Below are 16511 nucleotides of genomic sequence, written 5' to 3'. Positions count from 1 at the left end.
ACGAGCTGCGGAGCTCGAACGAGGCGTCCCCGGGAGAACAGCGTCCGACGACGACCTGTGGAGGACCGACCGACCGGACCCGTGCGGACTCAGCGCTCGAGCCGGATCTCCACGATGCCCGGCCCGTCACCCGGCGAGGTCAGCGCCTGCTCCAGCTCGCCGCGCGTCGCCGCACGACGGTGGCCCCACCCGTAGGCGCGCGCGAGAGCCTCCAGATCGGCGTTCTGCGGGGTGAACTGCACGCGGTCGAACGCATCAGGATGCGAGCTCGACGCGACCTCGAGTCCGTCGAAGATCGTGCCGCCCCCGTCGTTCACGACGACGAGCTGCACGCGCGGGCGTCGCTCTCCGGGCGGGAGGAGGAGGCCGCCGGCCTCGTGGAGCAGAGTGAGATCGCCGAGGACCGCCCGGGTGACTCCGCCGGCTCCCTGCTCGGTCGCCTGCGAAGCCACCGCGATCCCGAGAGCCGTCGAGATCGTGCCGTCGATGCCGGCGAGGCCGCGGTTCGCCAGGACGGATATCCGCTTGCCCGGCAGGGTCCCGTCGGCGACGCGGATCAGCCGCGACGCTCCGAACAGCAGCCGGTCGTGCGGCCAGGTGACCTTCCAGACCGCGGCGACGACGAAGTCGCGGGTGAGCGGTGCCCTGATCGCGGCGAGGGCGTTGCGCGCGTAGCCGCGGCGGTCCTCGACCGACATCGACCCGGCGTCGGGGACCTCGTCCAGCTCGTCGGGGTCGAGCGTCAGGGCGCGGCTCGCGGACACCCAGGATCCGGCCCAGGCGCGCTCGCCGCGCTCGGGACGCGGCGACCCCTCGGGGCGGACCACGTCGACGCCTCCGACGCGGCGGGCGCGCCGGCCGGGGTTGTAGAACTGCTCGCGCACGGCGTCCACGACGATCACCTCGACGTCCTCGCGCCGCAGCAGCTCGGGGACCTCGCGGGAGAGCGTCGGGTGTCCGAGCACGATCGCCCGGCGGATGCGTCCGCCGAAGTCGGGCTCGCCGAGCAGGCGACGCCAGGCGACGACGAGCTGCGGTCCGAAGCGGGCGCCGGAGGAGACCTCGGCCAGCAGCGGCCAGTCGCCGGCGCGAGCGATCTCCTCGGCCGCGGCGCCCGCCTTGTCCCCGGCGATGACGACCGTGAGCGGCTCACCGGGACTGGCGGTCACGACTGCACGCGGGATCCCGGATCCGACAGCGGGCGACGAGACCGGTTCGATCCCCTCCATGTCGGGCAGAGCGGAGGAGAGCGGGTCGCGGAAGGAGAGGTTCAGGTGGACCGGCCCGCGGCGCGCCGCGGTGACGGCACGATCGGCGAGCGCACGCGCGTCCTCGGGCCGGGAGGCGTAGTCCGGAGCAGCGACGTCCTCGAACAGCCGCACGGCACGCCCGTACAGCTCGCGCTGCTCGGCCGTCTGGTTCGAGCGGATGCCGCGCAGCTCGTCGGGCCGGTCGGCGGTCAGCACGATCATCGGCACGTCCGAGGCGTCCGCCTCGAGCACGGCCGGGTGCAGGTTCGCGGTCGCCGTGCCGGAGGTCGTGATCACGAGCGCCGGCATCCCGGATTCGAGGGCCAGGCCCAGCGCCAGGAACCCCGCGGAGCGCTCGTCGATCCGCACGTGCAGCCGGACGTCGCCGCGGGTCTCGAGCTCGGCCGCCACCAGGGCGAGCGCCTGCGAGCGGGAGCCCGGAGCGACGACGACGTCGCGGACGCCGAGCGCGACGAAGCGGGTGAGGAGGTCGACCGCGAATCGGGTGGAGGGGGCGACCGGCCGGTGCTCAGGCATCCCGGCGGCCGGGGCCGTCGGCCTCGCCCTGCTCGTCCATGTCGGCGAGGTCGCGCTCGAGCTGGGCGATGCGCTCTGCCTGCAGGCGCTCCTCCTCGGGGTCGCGCTCGGTGCGGAGGGTGCCGAGGAAGTCGGGGTCGTCGTCCGGAGCGGTGTAGCGGCGGCCGGCGGCGCGCTGCTTGCGGGGACGGCCGATCCAGAACCACAGTCCCGCACCGATGACCGGGAGGATCAGCACCACCAGGAGCCAGGACCACTTCGGGATCGCCCGCACGGCGTGACGGTTGCTCATCGCGACGTCGATCACGGTGTAGACCGTGAAGACGGCGAGGGCCACGAGCAGGCCGATGACGAGGCGGATCATGGACACGAGTCTACGTCCGGCACCCCCGTCGGGGAGGGTCCGCACGGACGCTGGACAGGAGGCTCCCACGGTGCTCACGGAAGCGCGTGCAGGGGCCGACGTACACTGTCCCGGTGAAACTGAGCCGCGCGGTCGTCGTCTACTCGCTCCTGCGCCTGGCGATGTTCGCCGGCGTCTTCGTGCTGGTGTACCTGCCGGCGCGCACCTTCGTCGACTCGGAGCTGACGGCCGCGGTCACCGCGGGCTTCGTCGCCGCGATCGCGAGCCTGTCCCTCTCGTACATCCTGCTGAGGAAGCCCCGCGAGCGCATCGCGGAGGCGATCTACGAGCGCCGCAAGGACGTCCCGCGCGCTCCGACCGACGACGACGTCGAGGACGCCGCGGTCGACGCGACCCGCGACGACCGCTGAGCCGGGCGCTCCCGCCGGCGAGGGCTCCCCTCGGACGCGCGCCCGCTCGCACCAGGCCCGGCGCGCATCAGCCGGTCTCCTCCGAACCCGCCCCACCCGAGCCCGCCTCGTGCGAGCCGCCGCTCTAGAACGCCAGCGCCGCCCCGAGGATGACCGCGTAGGCGAGCCCGCCCAGGCTGGTCAGCTGCAGCGCCAGGATGAGCTCCTTCGCCGTCTTCGCCGTCAGGGTGATCAGGATGGCCGGCAGGATCATCAGAAGCACGAAGAGCGTCAGCCATGCCAGCGGGTAGAACAGCGCGAGGATCACCGCGATGCCGAACGGGATCAGCACGAAGCCCGTGTAGATCGCGCGGGACACGGCCGGTCCCGCGAGGACCGCGAGGGTCCGCTTGCCCGAGAGGCGGTCGGTCGGGATGTCGCGGATGTTGTTGACCATGAGCACGGCGCAGGCGAACAGGCCCGCCGCCACGGCGCCGAGCCACGACTCCTGGTTGGTGCGGCCGATCTGCACGAACGTGGTGCCGACGGTGGCGACCAGGCCGAAGAACACGAAGACGAAGAGCTCGCCGAGCCCGAGGTAGCCGTAGGGGCGGCGTCCGCCGGTGTAGAACCAGCCGGCCGCGATCGCCGCCGCGCCGACGATCAGGAACCACCACTGCCCCGAGAGGGCGGTGAGCACGAGGCCGGCGACGGCCGCGATCCCGAAGAAGACCAGGGCGACGGTGAGCACCTGGCGGGGCTTCGCCGCTCCGGAGCCGGTCAGCCGCGAGGGTCCGACGCGGTTGGCGTCGGTGCCGCGCACGCCGTCGGAGTAGTCGTTGGCGTAGTTGACGGCGATCTGCAGGGCGAGCGAGACGGCCAGGCAGAGCAGGGCGCGCACCCAGTGCCAGCCCTCGTCGACGACCTGGGTCGCTCCGGTGCCGATGAGCACGGGGGCGACGGCCAGCGGGAGGGTGCGGAGGCGGGCGCCGGCGATCCACTCGCGGGGACCGGCGGGCTTCACGACGACCGCTCGCGGGCTGCCCCCGGGGCGGCCGCTGGAGGACTTCTTCTTGCGACTCGTACTCGACACGGAGGGAATCCTACCCACCGGCCCGTCGACGCTCGGAGCCGGTCAGGCCTGCTCGGCGAGCACCTCGAGGGCGCGGCGGTCGGGCTTCCCGGAGGCGAGGAGGGGGATGCGGCCGACCGGCAGCACGGCCGCGGGAGCGGCGGCGCGCCCGAGGCGGTCGGCGATCAGGGCGCGCAGGTCGGTGAGCGCGGGAGCCTCCTCCGCCGTCACGACGACCGGGACCTCGCCCCACTGCTCGTCCGCCCGCCGCACGACGACCGCGTCGGGGACGGTCCCCTCGCGCAGCACGGCCTCGACGGCGTCGAGCGACACCTTCTCCCCGCCCGACACGATCACGCGGTCGAGCCGACCGGTCACCCGGAGGCGCCCGTCGACGATCGACCCCGCGTCGCCCGTGCGGTACCAGCGCTCCCCGTCGAGCTCGAGGAAGGCGGAGGCGCTGCGCTCGTGGTCGATCGCGCCGTCGGCGTCGAGGTAGCCCTCCGCGAGGGTCGGGCCGCCGAGCAGCACCTGCCCGTCCTCGACGCGCATCCGCACGTCGTGGAGCGGGACGCCGTCGTAGACGCAGCCGCCGGACGTCTCGCTCGATCCGTAGGTCAGGCGGATGCGCGCACCGAGGGCGGCGGCGCGGTCCCGCAACGGCTGCGGCGTCGCCTGGCCGCCGATCAGGAGCGCGTCGAACGAGCGGAGCGCCTCGGCCGCGGCCGGATCGCGCTCGGCGAGGTCCAGCAGCCGCGCGAGCTGCACGGGGACCAGCGAGGAGTACCGCCGCTCCCCCGCCGGCATCGTCCGAGCGAGAGCGAGGAAGGCCGCCGCGTCGAAGCCGCCGGCCGGGAGGACGACCGGGTCGGCCTCCGCGGTCAGCGAGCGGACGAGCACCTGCAGTCCCGCGACGTAGTGCGTCGGCAGGCAGAGCAGCCAGCGTCCCGGCCCGCCGAGCTCGGCGAGGGTCGTGGAGGCGCTGGTGAGCAGGGCCGCTGTCGAGAGCGCGACCCGCTTGGGCGGCCCCGACGAGCCCGAGGTCTCGACGACGGCGGCGACGCGCTGCGGCACGACGGCATCCTCGGAGGCGGTCGCAGCGCCGGGGGCGGAGACGCGGATCGCCGGGCCGCTGCCGTCCAGGGCCGCGCGAAGAGCGAGGAGGACGGTCTCGACCGTCGCGTCGACACCGGCGAGCGGGCGGGTCACCTGCGTGCCCTCCGGCTCAGAACTGCCACGGGAACGGCGACCAGTCGGGCTCGCGCTTCTCGAGGAAGGAGTCGCGTCCCTCGACGGCCTCGTCGGTGCCGTAGGCGAGGCGCGTGGTCTCGCCCGCGAAGAGCTGCTGGCCCACGAGGCCGTCGTCCACGGCGTTGAACGCGTACTTCAGCATCCGGATGGCCGTGGGCGACTTGGTGAGGATCGTCTCGGCCCACTCCACCGCGGTCGTCTCGAGCTCGGCGTGCGGGACGACCGCGTTCACGGCGCCCATCTCGTAGGCGCGCTGCGCGGAGTACTCCCGCGCGAGGAAGAACACCTCGCGCGCGGCCTTCTGCCCGATCTGGCGGGCGAAGTACGCCGAGCCGTAGCCCGCGTCGAAGGAGCCGACGTCGGCGTCCGTCTGCTTGAAGCGCCCGTGCTCAGCGGAGGCGAGGGTGAGGTCGCAGACCACGTGGAGCGAGTGCCCGCCTCCTGCGGCCCAGCCGGGGACGGCCGCGATGACGACCTTCGGCATGAAGCGGATGAGGCGCTGCACCTCGAGGATGTGCAGGCGGCCGTTCCGCGCGGAGTCGATGCCCTCGGCGGTCTCGCCGTCGGAGTACCGGTAGCCGTCGCGGCCGCGGATCCGCTGGTCTCCCCCGGAGCAGAAGGCCCAGCCTCCGTCGCGCGGGCTCGGGCCGTTGCCGGTGAGGATGACGACGCCGATGCGCGGGTTCGTCCGGGCGTCCTCGAGGGCGCGGAACAGCTCGTCGACCGTGCGCGGCCGGAACGCGTTGCGGACCTCGGGCCGGTCGAACGCGACCCGCGCGATGCGGCCGGAGCGGTCGTGGTGGTAGGTGATGTCCTCGAGTGCGTCGAAGCCGTCGACGGCCGCCCAGCGGTGCGCGTCGAACAGTTCGGAGACCTGCGTGCTCATGTCACGACCCTACTGATCCGGACTGCACGGCGACTCGACACCGCTCGGGCAGACGGAAGGGGACCCCGCTGACGCGGAGTCCCCTTGCCGGTGCTCGCCCCTACTTGGCGGCGGAGGTGGTGCGGTTCTCGGCCGACACCATCCAGGCGTACTGCTCGAGGCTCTGGATGATCGCGTGGAGGAGGTCCGCGCTGGTCGGGTCCTCCTCGTCCACCTGGTCGTGGACCTCGCGCATGGTGGCGGCGGTGTTCTCGAGGCGGATCGTGACCAGGTCGACGGTCTCGGCCGTGTCGATCTCGCCGTGCGGGTACTCGGGGAGGGTGGTGGTCGCGGCGACGGTGTCGCTGCGGCCGTCCGGGATCCCGTGGAGGGCGCGCATGCGCTCGGCGATGTCGTCGCTGAACTCGCGCGCGGCCTCGATGATCTCGTCGAGCTGCAGGTGGAGGTCGCGGAAGTTCTTGCCGACGACGTTCCAGTGGGCCTGCTTGCCCTGGACGTGGAGCTCGATCAGGTCGACGAGGACGATCTGGAGGCTGTCGAGCAGCTCCTTGGAGGCCTTGAAGCCCTTCTCGGCGTTCTGACGGCGGCTGGTCTTGGCACCGGAGCCCGCGGGGGCTTCGACGTGGCGTTCGAGGGTGGTGGTCATGGACCGTTCCTTTCTCTTGCAGTGCCGGGTGCGGTGTCCCGCCCCGAGTCTGGCTTCTTCGGCTGGACGGCGCCCGCACGCGCGGGGTGCGCGCGCTGGGCGGGGCCCGTGGTTGCAGGGATCAGATCGTGGCGACGGATCCGGAGTCGACGCGGTAGTTCGAGCCGTTCACGAACGAGGCGCGGTCGGAGCAGAGGAAGGCGATCACGGCTGCGACCTCCTCGGCCTCGCCCCGGCGCTTCAGCTCCATGTACGGCCGCTCCTCGTCGAGGAAGGACGAGATCGCCTCGTCGACCGAGGTGCCCCTCTGCTCGGCGCGCTTGGACATCATCGCGTCGGTCATCGGAGTGCGGATGAACGCGGGCGAGACCGTGTTCACGAGCAGGCCCTCCTGCGCGTAGGAGCGCGAGAGGCCCTTGGCGAAGGCGAGGACGCCCGCCTTCGCGGCGCAGTAGGGCAGTTCGTCGTCGTAGGGCTGCACGGCGTCCTCGGAGGCGGTGAGCACGAGCCGGCCCCAGCCTCCGGTGCGGAGGTCGGGGAGGAACTCGCGCACGAGCCGCACAGGCCCGAGCAGATCGACCTCGAGGGTGCTGGTCCAGCCCTCGTCGTCGATCTCGTGGAAGAGGCCCTGCGCCCCCGTGACTCCGGCGCACTGCACGAGGATGTCGATCGCGCCGACCGCTCCGGCCACGCGGCGGTGCAGCTCGGCGAGCTGCTCCGTGCTGGTGACGTCGGCGGCGAAGGCGTGCAGGCGGCCCTCCGGAGCGTCGAGCCCGGCCGCCGCCCGGTCGAGCTCCGCCTGGTCCTTGTCGGTGATCACGACGGTCGCGCCCTCGGCGAGGAGGAGCTGCGCCGTGGCCAGGCCGATGCCGGAGTCGCCTCCGGTGACGAGGGCGATGCGGCCGCTGATGCCGAGATCCATGCTGAGGTGCTCCTTGTGGGTGCGGTGCGAGGGGGTGGTACCGGTCTACGCCCCTCGGAGCCGGCCCTCAACGGGTTGCGCGGACGCCGTCGGCGGGGTTACGCGCGGCCGACCTTCTCCGGCGCCAGCTCCTCGATGGTGATGGCCGCGTTGATCAGCGCGAGGTGGCTGAGCCCCTGCGGCAGGTTGCCCCAGAAGGCCAGGTCGTCGACCGCGATCATCTCGGACATGATCCCGACGTCGTTCGGGACCGTGGCGACGAGCTCGTCCATCAGGGCGACCGACTCGTCGTGCCGACCGACGCAGGCCAGGGCGGACGCGAGCCAGAACGAGCAGGCCACGAACGGGTGCTCCTCGCCCTCCATGCCGGAGTAGCGGAACAGCAGCGCGCCGCGGCCGAGCTCCTTCACCAGGGCGTCGATGGTGGAGATCATCCGCTCGCCGCGCTCGTAGCCGCTGGGCGCGTGCAGGAGCACCGAGGCGTCCAGCTCCTCGCTGCCCGGGTACATCACGTAGGAGCCGAGCTCCTCGGACCAGCAGTGCTCCTCGATCCACTCCCGGATGCGGTCGCGCTCGAAGCGCCATCGGTCGGGGCTGCCCGCGACCTGGCCGAGCTCCGCCAGGTGCACGGCCGCGTCGAGCGCCTGCCAGCAGCCCATCTTCGAGGAGGTGTAGTGCTGCTCCTCCTCCAGCTCCCACATGCCCGCATCGCGGTTCCGCCACAGGTCGCAGGTGGTGTCGGCGACGCGGGCGAGGAGCCGGCCGGTCTGGATGTCGAGGACGTTGCCCTCGTCGACGTAGATGCGGCAGATGTCGAAGAGGTCGCCGAAGACGCCCAGCTGCAGCTGGCTCTGCGCTGCGTTGCCGGCGACGACCGGGCCGATGCCGGCGTAGCCCGGGACGTCGAACTCCTCCAGGACGGTCGGCATGGAGCCGTCGAGTCCGTAGAAGATGTGCAGATCCGGCCCGTGCTCCTTGATCGTGCGGAGGAGCCAGGACAGCGCGGCGTGCGTCTCCTCGCGCAGGCCGAAGCGCACCAGCGCGTGCATCGTGTACGCGGCGTCGCGCACCCAGGCGAAGCGGTAGTCCCAGTTCTTGCCGCCGTTGGGCGACTCCGGGAGCGACGTGGTCGCGGCCGCGGCGATGGCTCCTGTGGGCGAGTAGATCAGCAGCTTGAGCGCGAGGGCGCTGCGCTGGACGGCCTCGGACCACGGGCCGTCGTAGGAGAACTCCTCCGACCAGTCCTGCCAGCTGCGGATGGTGCGGTCGATGCCGCGGTCGACGTTCTTCGCGACCGGGAAGTGCAGCGGCTCGTCATGCGTGGCCGACACGACCAGGACGTGCCGCACGGCGTCCTTCCCCGCGGTCACGACGAAGGAGCCCGTCAGCTCGTCGCCGGCGCCGGAGGGCGCGTCGTCGCCGTCGGGCCCGTGCTCCTGCCCGGTGACGCCGATGGTGATGTCTCCGGCGCGGATGAGCGAGCGGCCGTCGGCGTTCTGGATCCACGGGGAGAACCGGCCGAGTCCCGTTCCGGGACGCACGGCCCAGCGCATCCGCACCTCGCCGTCGACACCGTCCACGCGGCGCGCGAGCTCGGCCCACGGGAGGCGGCCCGCGATCCCGGTGACGAGCGCGTCCGTCACGCGGACGGTGCCCGACTCGGTGGTGAAGGTGGTCTCGAGGACGTTCGTGTCGCGGATGTAGGCGCGCGAGACCTCGGCGGGCTCCTCGGGGGCGAGCTCGACGCAGCCGCCGGACTCGGCGTCGATCAGGGCGGCGAAGGCGGGGGTGGAGCCGAGGTCCGGGACGGGCATCCAGTCGACGCTGCCGTCCTTCGCGATCAGGGCGACCGTGCGACCGTCTCCGATCGCGGCGTAGTCGCGCAGGGGCCTGGTCGAGCGGGGTGCAGCCATCCCCTCACCGTAGGGCGCGGGCGGTGCGCCGATTCGGGCTTGCGGGCGGACGGGCTTGCTTGTAACGCCCGGTCAGGTCGCGGCGACTCCGCCGTACTCCTCGAGGCGGTCGGTGAACTCGCCGCGGTCCTCGTCCTGCAGGACCCCGTTCGCGTACCCGGCGAGGAACGCGCCCTGCGGGTCCGGCGAGAGGCCGACTCCGTCGAGCATGTCGGCGACCAGGCCGGTCGGATCGGCGTCGAGGTCGACGAGGCCCAGCTCGATCGCGGGCACGAGGTCGGCGGAGGAGCGGGCGGTGACGATCCAGAGCGCGGCCGAGGCCTCCTCGTCCGAGAGGTCGCCGTCGAGCTCGTAGCCCGCCTCCGACCACTCCTCGGGGGTGTCGGCCACCTCGACGTCGTCGAAGCCGAGGGGCGAGAGCGCTGCGGTGAAGCGGTCGACCGCCGCCTGCCTATCGGCGTCGGTCGAGACGTCGGCGGCGGCGTACTCGGTCGCCGAGATGTAGTCGTAGAGGAGGGAGGGCCCGCCGTAGGCGTTCTGCGACTGCTCGTAGTACTCGTCGTCGGCCGAGGTCCACTCCTCGGGGACGGCGCCCTCGACGGCCGCGACGGCCTTCTCGGCACTCGCGCGCACGTCCTCCGCGGACGGCTGGCCGAGGATCGTCGCGGCGTCGCCGTCCTGGTAGCCGGGGTAGTCGTAGAGCGGATCGGACGGGTCCCCGCTGCCGAACGGGTCGTCCGTCGGGTCGCCGAACGGCTCGGACGGAGCGCTCGTCGACGCGCTGCCGGCGGCGGAGTCGAGCGCGCCGCCCACTCCGACGGCGACGAGCGTGCCGAGCACGCCGGTGTAGACGACGCCCACGAGGAGGCTCGTGCCCAGCGCGATCCAGGCGCCCCTGCCGAGCGGGCGGCGGGAGGGGACGGAGCCCTGCGTCGGGCCCGGGGCGGGCGCGGGCGGCGGGCTCATCGGCATCTGGCTCATCGCACTCCTCCGGACTCCAACGGCAGCCTCGTCAGTCTGGCACCTCGGCGGGCGCTCGGAGGAGGGACCCCGGGGGCTTGCGCGCGCGTCGCCGACCTCCTGCGCCCGGGTGACCGCCGCGTCGCCCCGGCCGGTGGACAATGGCCGGATGGACGACGTCGTGCCCGCCTCCCCGCTCCCCTCCCTCGGCGAGATCGACGCGGGACTCCGCGTCGTCGCTCTGCCGCTGCGCACCCGCTTCCGCGGTGTGGACCACCGCGAGATCGCGCTCGTGCGCGGCCCCGAGGGCTGGACCGAGTTCTCGCCCTTCCTCGAGTACGGCGCAGAGGAGTCGGCGGCGTGGCTCCGGGCGGCGATCGACTACGGCTGGAGCGAGCAGCCGGCACCGCTGCGCGACCGCATCCCGGTGAACGCGACCATCCCGGCCGTCGCACCGCACGAGGTCGCCGCCGTGCTCGCGAGCTACCACGGCTGCCGCACGGCGAAGGTGAAGGTCGCCGAGCGCGGCCAGACGCTGGCCGACGACGTGGCCCGGGTCGTCGAGGTCCGCCGCCTGCTCGGTCCGGAGGGCCGGATCCGCGTGGACGCGAACGGCGGCTGGAACCTCGACGAGGCCGAGCACGCCGTCCACGCCCTCGCGGAGTCCGACCTCGAGTACGTCGAGCAGCCGTGCGCGAGCGTCGACGAGCTGGCGGAGCTGCGCTACCGGGTGAAGTACATGGGCATCCCGATCGCCGCCGACGAGAGCGTCCGCAAGGCCGCCGATCCGCTCGCCGTCGCCCGGTCCGGAGCCGCGGACCTGCTGGTCGTGAAGGCCCAGCCGCTCGGCGGGACGCGCCGGGCGCTGGCGCTCGTCGCCGAGGCGGGGCTGCCGGCGGTGGTCTCGAGCGCGATCGACAGCTCGGTCGGACTCGCCATGGGCGCCGCCCTGGCCGCGGCGCTCCCCGAGCTGCCCTTCGACTGCGGACTCGGCACCGCGTCCCTCCTCGCCGCGGACGTCACGGAGCGGCCGCTGCGGCCGGTCGACGGCAGCATCCCCGTCGGCCGCGTGGAGGTCTCGGAGGAGCTCCTCTCCCGTCACGCCGTGTCGCCGGAGCGGCTCGCCTGGTGGCGGGCGCGGCTCCGCGACTCCTACGCGCTGCTCTGATCGTCGGCGGCGGGCGCCGCGTCCGAGGAGCGGCAGAATGGGAGCGTCGGCCGCCGGTGCCCGACGCGTCCCCCACCCTCGAGCATCGGAGCCCCGTGAGCGCATCGACCGTCCCCGTCTTCCTCGACTGCGACACCGGCATCGACGACTCGCTCGCCCTGGCGTACCTCCTCCGCTCGCCCCGGGCCCGCCTCGTCGGGATCAGCACGGTCAGCGGCAACACCGACGCCCGCCGGGCCGCCGTCAACAGCCTCGGCCTGCTCGCGCTGGCCGGCCGCGACGACGTGCCGGTCGCCGTGGGGGCGCACCACTTCCTCGAGGAGGACTACGCCGGCGGATCTCCGCACGTGCACGGCGACGACGGCATCGGCGGGGTCGCGCTGCCCGAGGGCGGCGAGCCGGTCGACGAGGATCCGGCCGACCTCCTCCTCCGTCTCGCTCGTGAGCACGAGGGCGAGCTGCGGCTGGTCGCGATCGGCCCGCTGACGAATCTCGCGCTCGCCCTCCGTGCGCACCCGGAGATCGCGTCCCTCGTCCACTCGGTGACCGTGATGGGCGGAGCCGCGCTGGTCCCCGGCAACGTGACCGCCGTGGCGGAGGCCAACATTTGGCACGACCCTGCGGCCGCCGCCGAGGTCGTCGCGGCCGACTGGGATCTCACGCTCGTGCCCCTGGACGTGACCATGCGGCACCTGCTGGCGGAGGAGGACCGCGCCGTCCTGCTCGCGTCGCCCGATCCCCTCGCGCAGGCCATCGGGCAGGCGCTCGACTTCTACTTCGACTTCTACGTCGGCCACTTCGGCGAGCGCACCGCTGCCATGCACGACCCGATGGCCGCCGCGATCGCCGTCGACGCCGTCGCCCTCACCTCCGCCCCGCGCGTCCACGTCACTGTCGACGCCACCCACGGCCCCGGCCGCGGCCAGACCGTCGCCGACCTCCGCGGCATCTACCGCGGCGTCCATCCCTCCGACGCCCGCACCCGCATCGTCCTCGCCCTCGACGCCCCTTTCGCCCCCCACCTCATCGACATCGTCACCGCCGTCTGACCCGTCCGCCGTCGCCCCCGACGTCCACCACCGCCACCCGACAGGCACGAATCCGCCCGCAGCCCGCCCGTGCCCCCTGTGCGCGACACGCCCGCTCCGCGCACTACTCGATCAGCAGGCACCGCCCCCTGCGCGTCCATCTGCGAGAACTCGATCGGCCCGCTCCCCGCGTTCGCGCCATGGGATCTCGATACGCGCGCCGCGCGCGCTACCCGATCAGCATGTTCCGTCGACCCCCGTTTCCGCGGGCCTCCCGCGAAGCGCAGCCCACCCGGACCCGACCGCGAAGCGGAGCCCACCCGGACCCGACCGCGAAGCGGAGCCCGGCCAGACCCGACCGCGACGCGGAGGCCCCCCGCGGCGACCGCGAAGCGGAGCCGTCCTCAAAGCGTGTCCTGGTGGGCGGTCGGCGGGGCCTGGTGGGGTCGATCGCAAGGCGGAGGCGTCGGGCGTAGCGGCGCTACGTTCGTCGCCGACAACGCCGCGAGGGGCCCCACCAGGCCCCGCCGACCCGATTACATGCCGGTGTCGAGGCCGGAGTAGGCGTGGAGTCCCTTGAAGAACACGTTGACGACGCCGAAGTTGAACATGACGGCGGCGAAGCCGACGATGGCGAGCCAGGCGGAGGGGGTGCCGCGCCAGCCGCGGGTGGCGCGGGCGTGGATGTAGCCGGCGTAGATGGTCCAGATGATGAAGGTCCAGACCTCCTTGGTGTCCCAGCCCCAGTAGCGGCCCCAGGCCTTCTCGGCCCAGACGGCGCCGGCGATGAGCGTGAAGGTCCAGAGGATGAAGCCGAGGATCGTGACGCGGTAGGCGAGGTTCTCGAGGGTGAGGGAGCTGGGCAGGGTGCGCAGGAAGCGGAGGACCGAGCGGGGGCTGTCGCCGGAGGATTCGCGGCGGGCCTGGAGGAGCTGGGTGACCGAGAGCGCGAAGCCGAGGGCGAAGAACGCGGTGCCGAGGATCGCGACGAGCACGTGGATGACCAGCCAGTAGGACTGGAGTGCCGGCGGGAGCGGGACGACGGCGACGTAGTAGTTGACGGTCGCGATGCCGAGGAGCACCAGGACGAGGCCGGTGATGAACGCTCCGAGGAAGCGGAGGTCCCAGCGCAGCTGGACGGCGAGGAAGACGCCGATGATGATGAGCGTCCCGGTCATCGAGAACTCGTACATGTTCGCCCAGGGGACGCGGCCGGCGGCGACGCCGCGGAGGACGGTCGCGCCGAGGTGGAGCACGAAGCCGAGGAGCGTGAGCGAGAACCCGATGCGCATGGTCTTCGAGCGGGCGGGGGCGCGGTAGACCTCGTCCTCGACGCGGCTGCCGATGCGGGAGAGCGTCGCGGTGCGTCCGGAGCCTGCGGCGGCGACGGTGGCCTTGCCGCTGGCCGCGCGGTCGGCGGCGGCCGCGGAGGCGACGCGCTCCGCCTCCTGCACGACCTCGATCGACTCGCCGTCGGCCAGGGAGGCGCGGCGGGCGAGGTCGATCGCGAAGAAGACGAACGCCATGGCGTAGATGCCCATGGCGGAGGAGAGGCACAGCACCGAGTACTGCGAGAGGGTCGCGATCACCTCCTCAGAGTAATCGCTCGCCGCCCCGCCCGCCCCTTCGCGCTTGCACAGACTCGGCCCCTGCCCAGCCGGGCGGCGCCTGTGGAGGGGCCTCCGGCGCGTCCTGGAGCCGGGTCAGTCGAGCGGGGCGTGCCGGTCGGCGATCGTCCGAACGGCGCGCACCAGCTGCGGGTCCTCGCCGCGGGCGAGTCCCGCGTACTCGAGGAGCAGGCCGCCGTCGTCCTGAGCGGTCGCCTTCACCCATACGCGGCGCCGCGGGACGAACAGCGAGGTGAGGAGTCCGGCGAGCACGAGGATCGCGAAGAGCAGCACCCAGCCCTGGGTCGCGTCGTGGTGGATGTCGAACGAGGCGAAGCGCTTGACGCTGTCGGTGCCGATCCGCGTGGGGTCGGCGCCCGTGTTGTCGAAGGTCACGCTGCCGAGCCCGTTCGGGAGCTCGGCCGTGTCGCCGGGCTTGAGGGTGATCGGCGCGACGCCGGTGGTGCCGCCGGTGAGCCGGGTCAGCGAGTCGGTGTTGAGCACGTAGACGGATGTGGGCACTCCCCCGTCGAGGCCGAGGTCGCCCGCGAAGACGTTCAGCGAGAGCACGGGGTACTGCAGGTCGGGGAAGATCGAGGTCGACGCCCCGGAGGCCAGCGTGTCCTGCGTCGGGTAGAAGAAGCCTGTGAGGCCCAGCTGCTCGGAGAGCCCGTCCGGCACCTTCACGACGCCGACGGAGGTCAGGTTCGCGTCCTGCGGGAGGAACGGCACCGAGTCGGTGAAGATCGCCCGGCCCGAGGGGTCGCGGACCGTGATCGTCGGGGCGTAGCCGTTGCCGAGGAGGTAGACGTTCGTGCCGCCGATCGCGAGCGGGTCGTTGACCTTGATCGTGCGGTCCTCGGTGCCCCCGCCGCGCTCGGAGGTCGTGACGTTCGCGGTGAAGTCGACGGGCTGGCCGAGCGCCGACTGGTTCTGCTCCTCGTACTTCACGTCGAGGCTGTCGAGGGTCAGCTGGTACGGGTCGAGCTGGCTGCTGTCGAAGAAGCGGCCGGGGTTGAAGGAGTCGTAGGCCGCGAGGTTGTTCGCGAACCCCTGGGAGCCCTCGACCAGCACGCGCTGCCCGCTGTAGCCGAATCCGCCGCCCACTCCGACGGCGACGAGGATGCCGACCAGGGCGGAGTGGAAGACCAGGTTGCCGGTCTCGCGGAGGTAGCCGCGCTCGGCCGAGACGCTCGACCAGCGGCCGCGCGGGTCGTCGTAGCGCTCGACGCGGTAGCCCGCCCGGCGCAGGACGGAGTGGGCGGAGGCGACGGCCTCCTCCTCCGTCGCGCCCTCGACCTCGCGGACGGTGTAGCCGGCGAGGCGCTGCAGGCGCGCGGGGGTGCGCGGCGGCCGCGACTGCATCGCCTGGAAGTGGTGGCGCGTGCGCGGGACGATGCAGCCGATCAGGGAGATGAACAGCAGCAGGTAGATGCTCGAGAACCAGGCGGAGGTGTAGGTGTCGAACGCCTGCACCTTGTCGAGCAGGGGCGCGAGGTCGGGGTTGTCGACGAAGTACTGGGTCACGCCGTTGGGGTCGGAGGAGCGCTGCGGCACGAGCGATCCGGGGACCGCCGCGATCGCCAGCAGCAGCAGAAGGAACAGCGCCGTGCGCATGCTGGTGAGCTGGCGCCACATCCACCGGAGCCAGCCGGTGAACCCGAGCGCCGGCTGCGTGACGGTGCCGTCGGAGTCGTAGTGGTCGGCGGGGCGGAAGGAGGCGTCCGTCCTCCGCTGCGCGGCCTCGTCGGGGCGGCGCGTGCTCTCCTCGGGCTCAGATCGCCGGCTGGAAGCCATCGATCACCGCCGAGAGGGATCCGTAGACGAGGGTGTTCCAGATGCCCGTGACCATCAGGACTCCGATCAGGACGAGGGCGGCGCCGCCGAGGATGTTGACCACGCGGATGTGGCGCTTCACGAAGGCGAGCGTGCTGGTCACCCAGCTGAAGCCGAAGGCGACGAGGAGGAAGGGGATGCCGAGGCCGAGGCAGTAGACCAGGGCGAGGAGGGCGCCGCGCCAGGGCGAGCCCACGCCGTAGCTGAGGGCGAGGATCGAGCTCAGCGTCGGGCCGAGGCAGGGCGTCCAGCCGACGCCGAAGACGATGCCGAGCAGCGGCGCTCCGATCAGCCCGGTGGCGGGACGGATCCCGGGTCGGAGCGTGCGCTGGAGGAACGAGAACTGCCCGATGAAGACGAGCCCCATCGCGATCACGACGAGCCCGAGGACGCGGGTGATCAGGTCGGTGTACTGGCGCAGCCAGAAGCCGACCGTGCCCGCCGCCGCCCCGTAGAGGACGAACACCAGCGAGAATCCGAGCACGAAGAGGAGCACCCCCAGCACGACCCGGCGGCGTCCGCGTGCCGCGCGCTCGTCGGCGTCGGTGAATCCGCCGACGTAGGCGAGGTAGCCGGGCACCAGCGGGAGCACGCAGGGCGACGCGAAGGACACGAGCCCGGCCAGGAGCGCGATCGGCACGGCCAGCAGGAGCTGACCGCTGACGACGATGTCGCCCACGCC

General features: G+C 72.8%; 15 protein-coding genes. 3 read left to right on the top strand and 12 right to left on the bottom strand.

Features of this window, described 5'->3' with window-relative positions:
- Positions 1–89 precede the first annotated feature (89 nt).
- Positions 90–1787 (bottom strand): 2-succinyl-5-enolpyruvyl-6-hydroxy-3-cyclohexene-1-carboxylic-acid synthase, encoded by a 1698-nt coding sequence (gene menD / locus C5D09_RS03080; protein ID WP_104268580.1) that lies wholly within the window; start codon positions 1785–1787, stop codon positions 90–92.
- Complete coding sequence (locus C5D09_RS03075) at positions 1780–2151, bottom strand: PLD nuclease N-terminal domain-containing protein (protein WP_104225908.1); 372 nt, start codon at positions 2149–2151, stop codon at positions 1780–1782. Before C5D09_RS03075 ends, menD begins: the two co-directional genes overlap by 8 nt.
- Before the next feature lie 113 nt (positions 2152–2264).
- Here C5D09_RS03075 and C5D09_RS03070 point away from each other — a divergent pair, with 113 nt between their 5' ends.
- Entirely contained in the window at positions 2265–2561 is a 297-nt protein-coding gene (locus C5D09_RS03070; RefSeq protein ID WP_104239140.1) for a DUF4229 domain-containing protein, read from the top strand.
- Between the two features lie 124 nt (positions 2562–2685).
- On the opposite strand, the gene C5D09_RS03065 is transcribed toward C5D09_RS03070, so the two are convergent.
- The 7 genes from C5D09_RS03065 to C5D09_RS03035 form a co-directional block, all read right to left on the bottom strand.
- A complete protein-coding gene (locus C5D09_RS03065) occupies positions 2686–3633 on the bottom strand; it encodes a 1,4-dihydroxy-2-naphthoate polyprenyltransferase (RefSeq protein ID WP_374953116.1) in 948 nt (315 codons plus the stop codon).
- A gap of 42 nt (positions 3634–3675) precedes the next feature.
- Positions 3676–4821, bottom strand: a complete 1146-nt coding sequence (locus C5D09_RS03060) for an AMP-binding protein (protein ID WP_104268579.1) — start codon at positions 4819–4821, stop codon at positions 3676–3678.
- A 16-nt stretch (positions 4822–4837) separates the two neighbouring features.
- On the bottom strand, positions 4838–5749 hold the full coding sequence (locus tag C5D09_RS03055; RefSeq protein WP_068255374.1) for a 1,4-dihydroxy-2-naphthoyl-CoA synthase: 912 nt from the start codon (positions 5747–5749) through the stop codon (positions 4838–4840).
- Between the two features lie 100 nt (positions 5750–5849).
- Positions 5850–6395, bottom strand: a complete 546-nt coding sequence (locus C5D09_RS03050; protein WP_104223596.1) for a Dps family protein — start codon at positions 6393–6395, stop codon at positions 5850–5852.
- Between the two features lie 121 nt (positions 6396–6516).
- On the bottom strand, positions 6517–7317 hold the full coding sequence (locus C5D09_RS03045; protein ID WP_104225910.1) for an SDR family NAD(P)-dependent oxidoreductase: 801 nt from the start codon (positions 7315–7317) through the stop codon (positions 6517–6519).
- Between the two features lie 98 nt (positions 7318–7415).
- Complete coding sequence (locus C5D09_RS03040) at positions 7416–9230, bottom strand: glycoside hydrolase family 15 protein (RefSeq protein ID WP_104247930.1); 1815 nt, start codon at positions 9228–9230, stop codon at positions 7416–7418.
- Between the two features lie 72 nt (positions 9231–9302).
- A complete protein-coding gene (locus C5D09_RS03035; protein ID WP_104268578.1) occupies positions 9303–10211 on the bottom strand; it encodes a hypothetical protein in 909 nt (302 codons plus the stop codon).
- A gap of 148 nt (positions 10212–10359) precedes the next feature.
- Between C5D09_RS03035 and C5D09_RS03030 the strand changes: the two genes are divergently transcribed.
- The gene (locus tag C5D09_RS03030) at positions 10360–11358 is read left to right on the top strand and encodes an o-succinylbenzoate synthase (RefSeq protein WP_104260465.1); all 999 of its coding nucleotides are present in this window, start codon (positions 10360–10362) and stop codon (positions 11356–11358) included.
- A gap of 95 nt (positions 11359–11453) precedes the next feature.
- Entirely contained in the window at positions 11454–12407 is a 954-nt protein-coding gene (locus tag C5D09_RS03025) for a nucleoside hydrolase (RefSeq protein ID WP_104268614.1), read from the top strand.
- 515 nt (positions 12408–12922) lie between these two features.
- Here C5D09_RS03025 and ccsB read toward each other — a convergent pair.
- From ccsB to C5D09_RS03010, 3 genes are all read right to left on the bottom strand, one after another.
- On the bottom strand, positions 12923–13927 hold the full coding sequence (gene ccsB, locus C5D09_RS03020) for a c-type cytochrome biogenesis protein CcsB (RefSeq protein ID WP_104224871.1): 1005 nt from the start codon (positions 13925–13927) through the stop codon (positions 12923–12925).
- Between the two features lie 162 nt (positions 13928–14089).
- Positions 14090–15790: a cytochrome c biogenesis protein ResB gene (locus C5D09_RS03015; RefSeq protein ID WP_104268577.1), complete on the bottom strand. Its 1701-nt coding sequence runs from the start codon at positions 15788–15790 to the stop codon at positions 14090–14092.
- On the bottom strand, positions 15768–16508 hold the full coding sequence (locus C5D09_RS03010; protein ID WP_244230512.1) for a cytochrome c biogenesis CcdA family protein: 741 nt from the start codon (positions 16506–16508) through the stop codon (positions 15768–15770). Before C5D09_RS03010 ends, C5D09_RS03015 begins: the two co-directional genes overlap by 23 nt.
- Positions 16509–16511: the final 3 nt, after the last annotated feature.

Source organism: Rathayibacter sp. AY1C9 (assembly GCF_002932315.1).
In the GTDB taxonomy this organism is placed as follows: domain Bacteria; phylum Actinomycetota; class Actinomycetes; order Actinomycetales; family Microbacteriaceae; genus Rathayibacter.
This window is presented reverse-complemented; position numbering and strand designations above follow the sequence as displayed.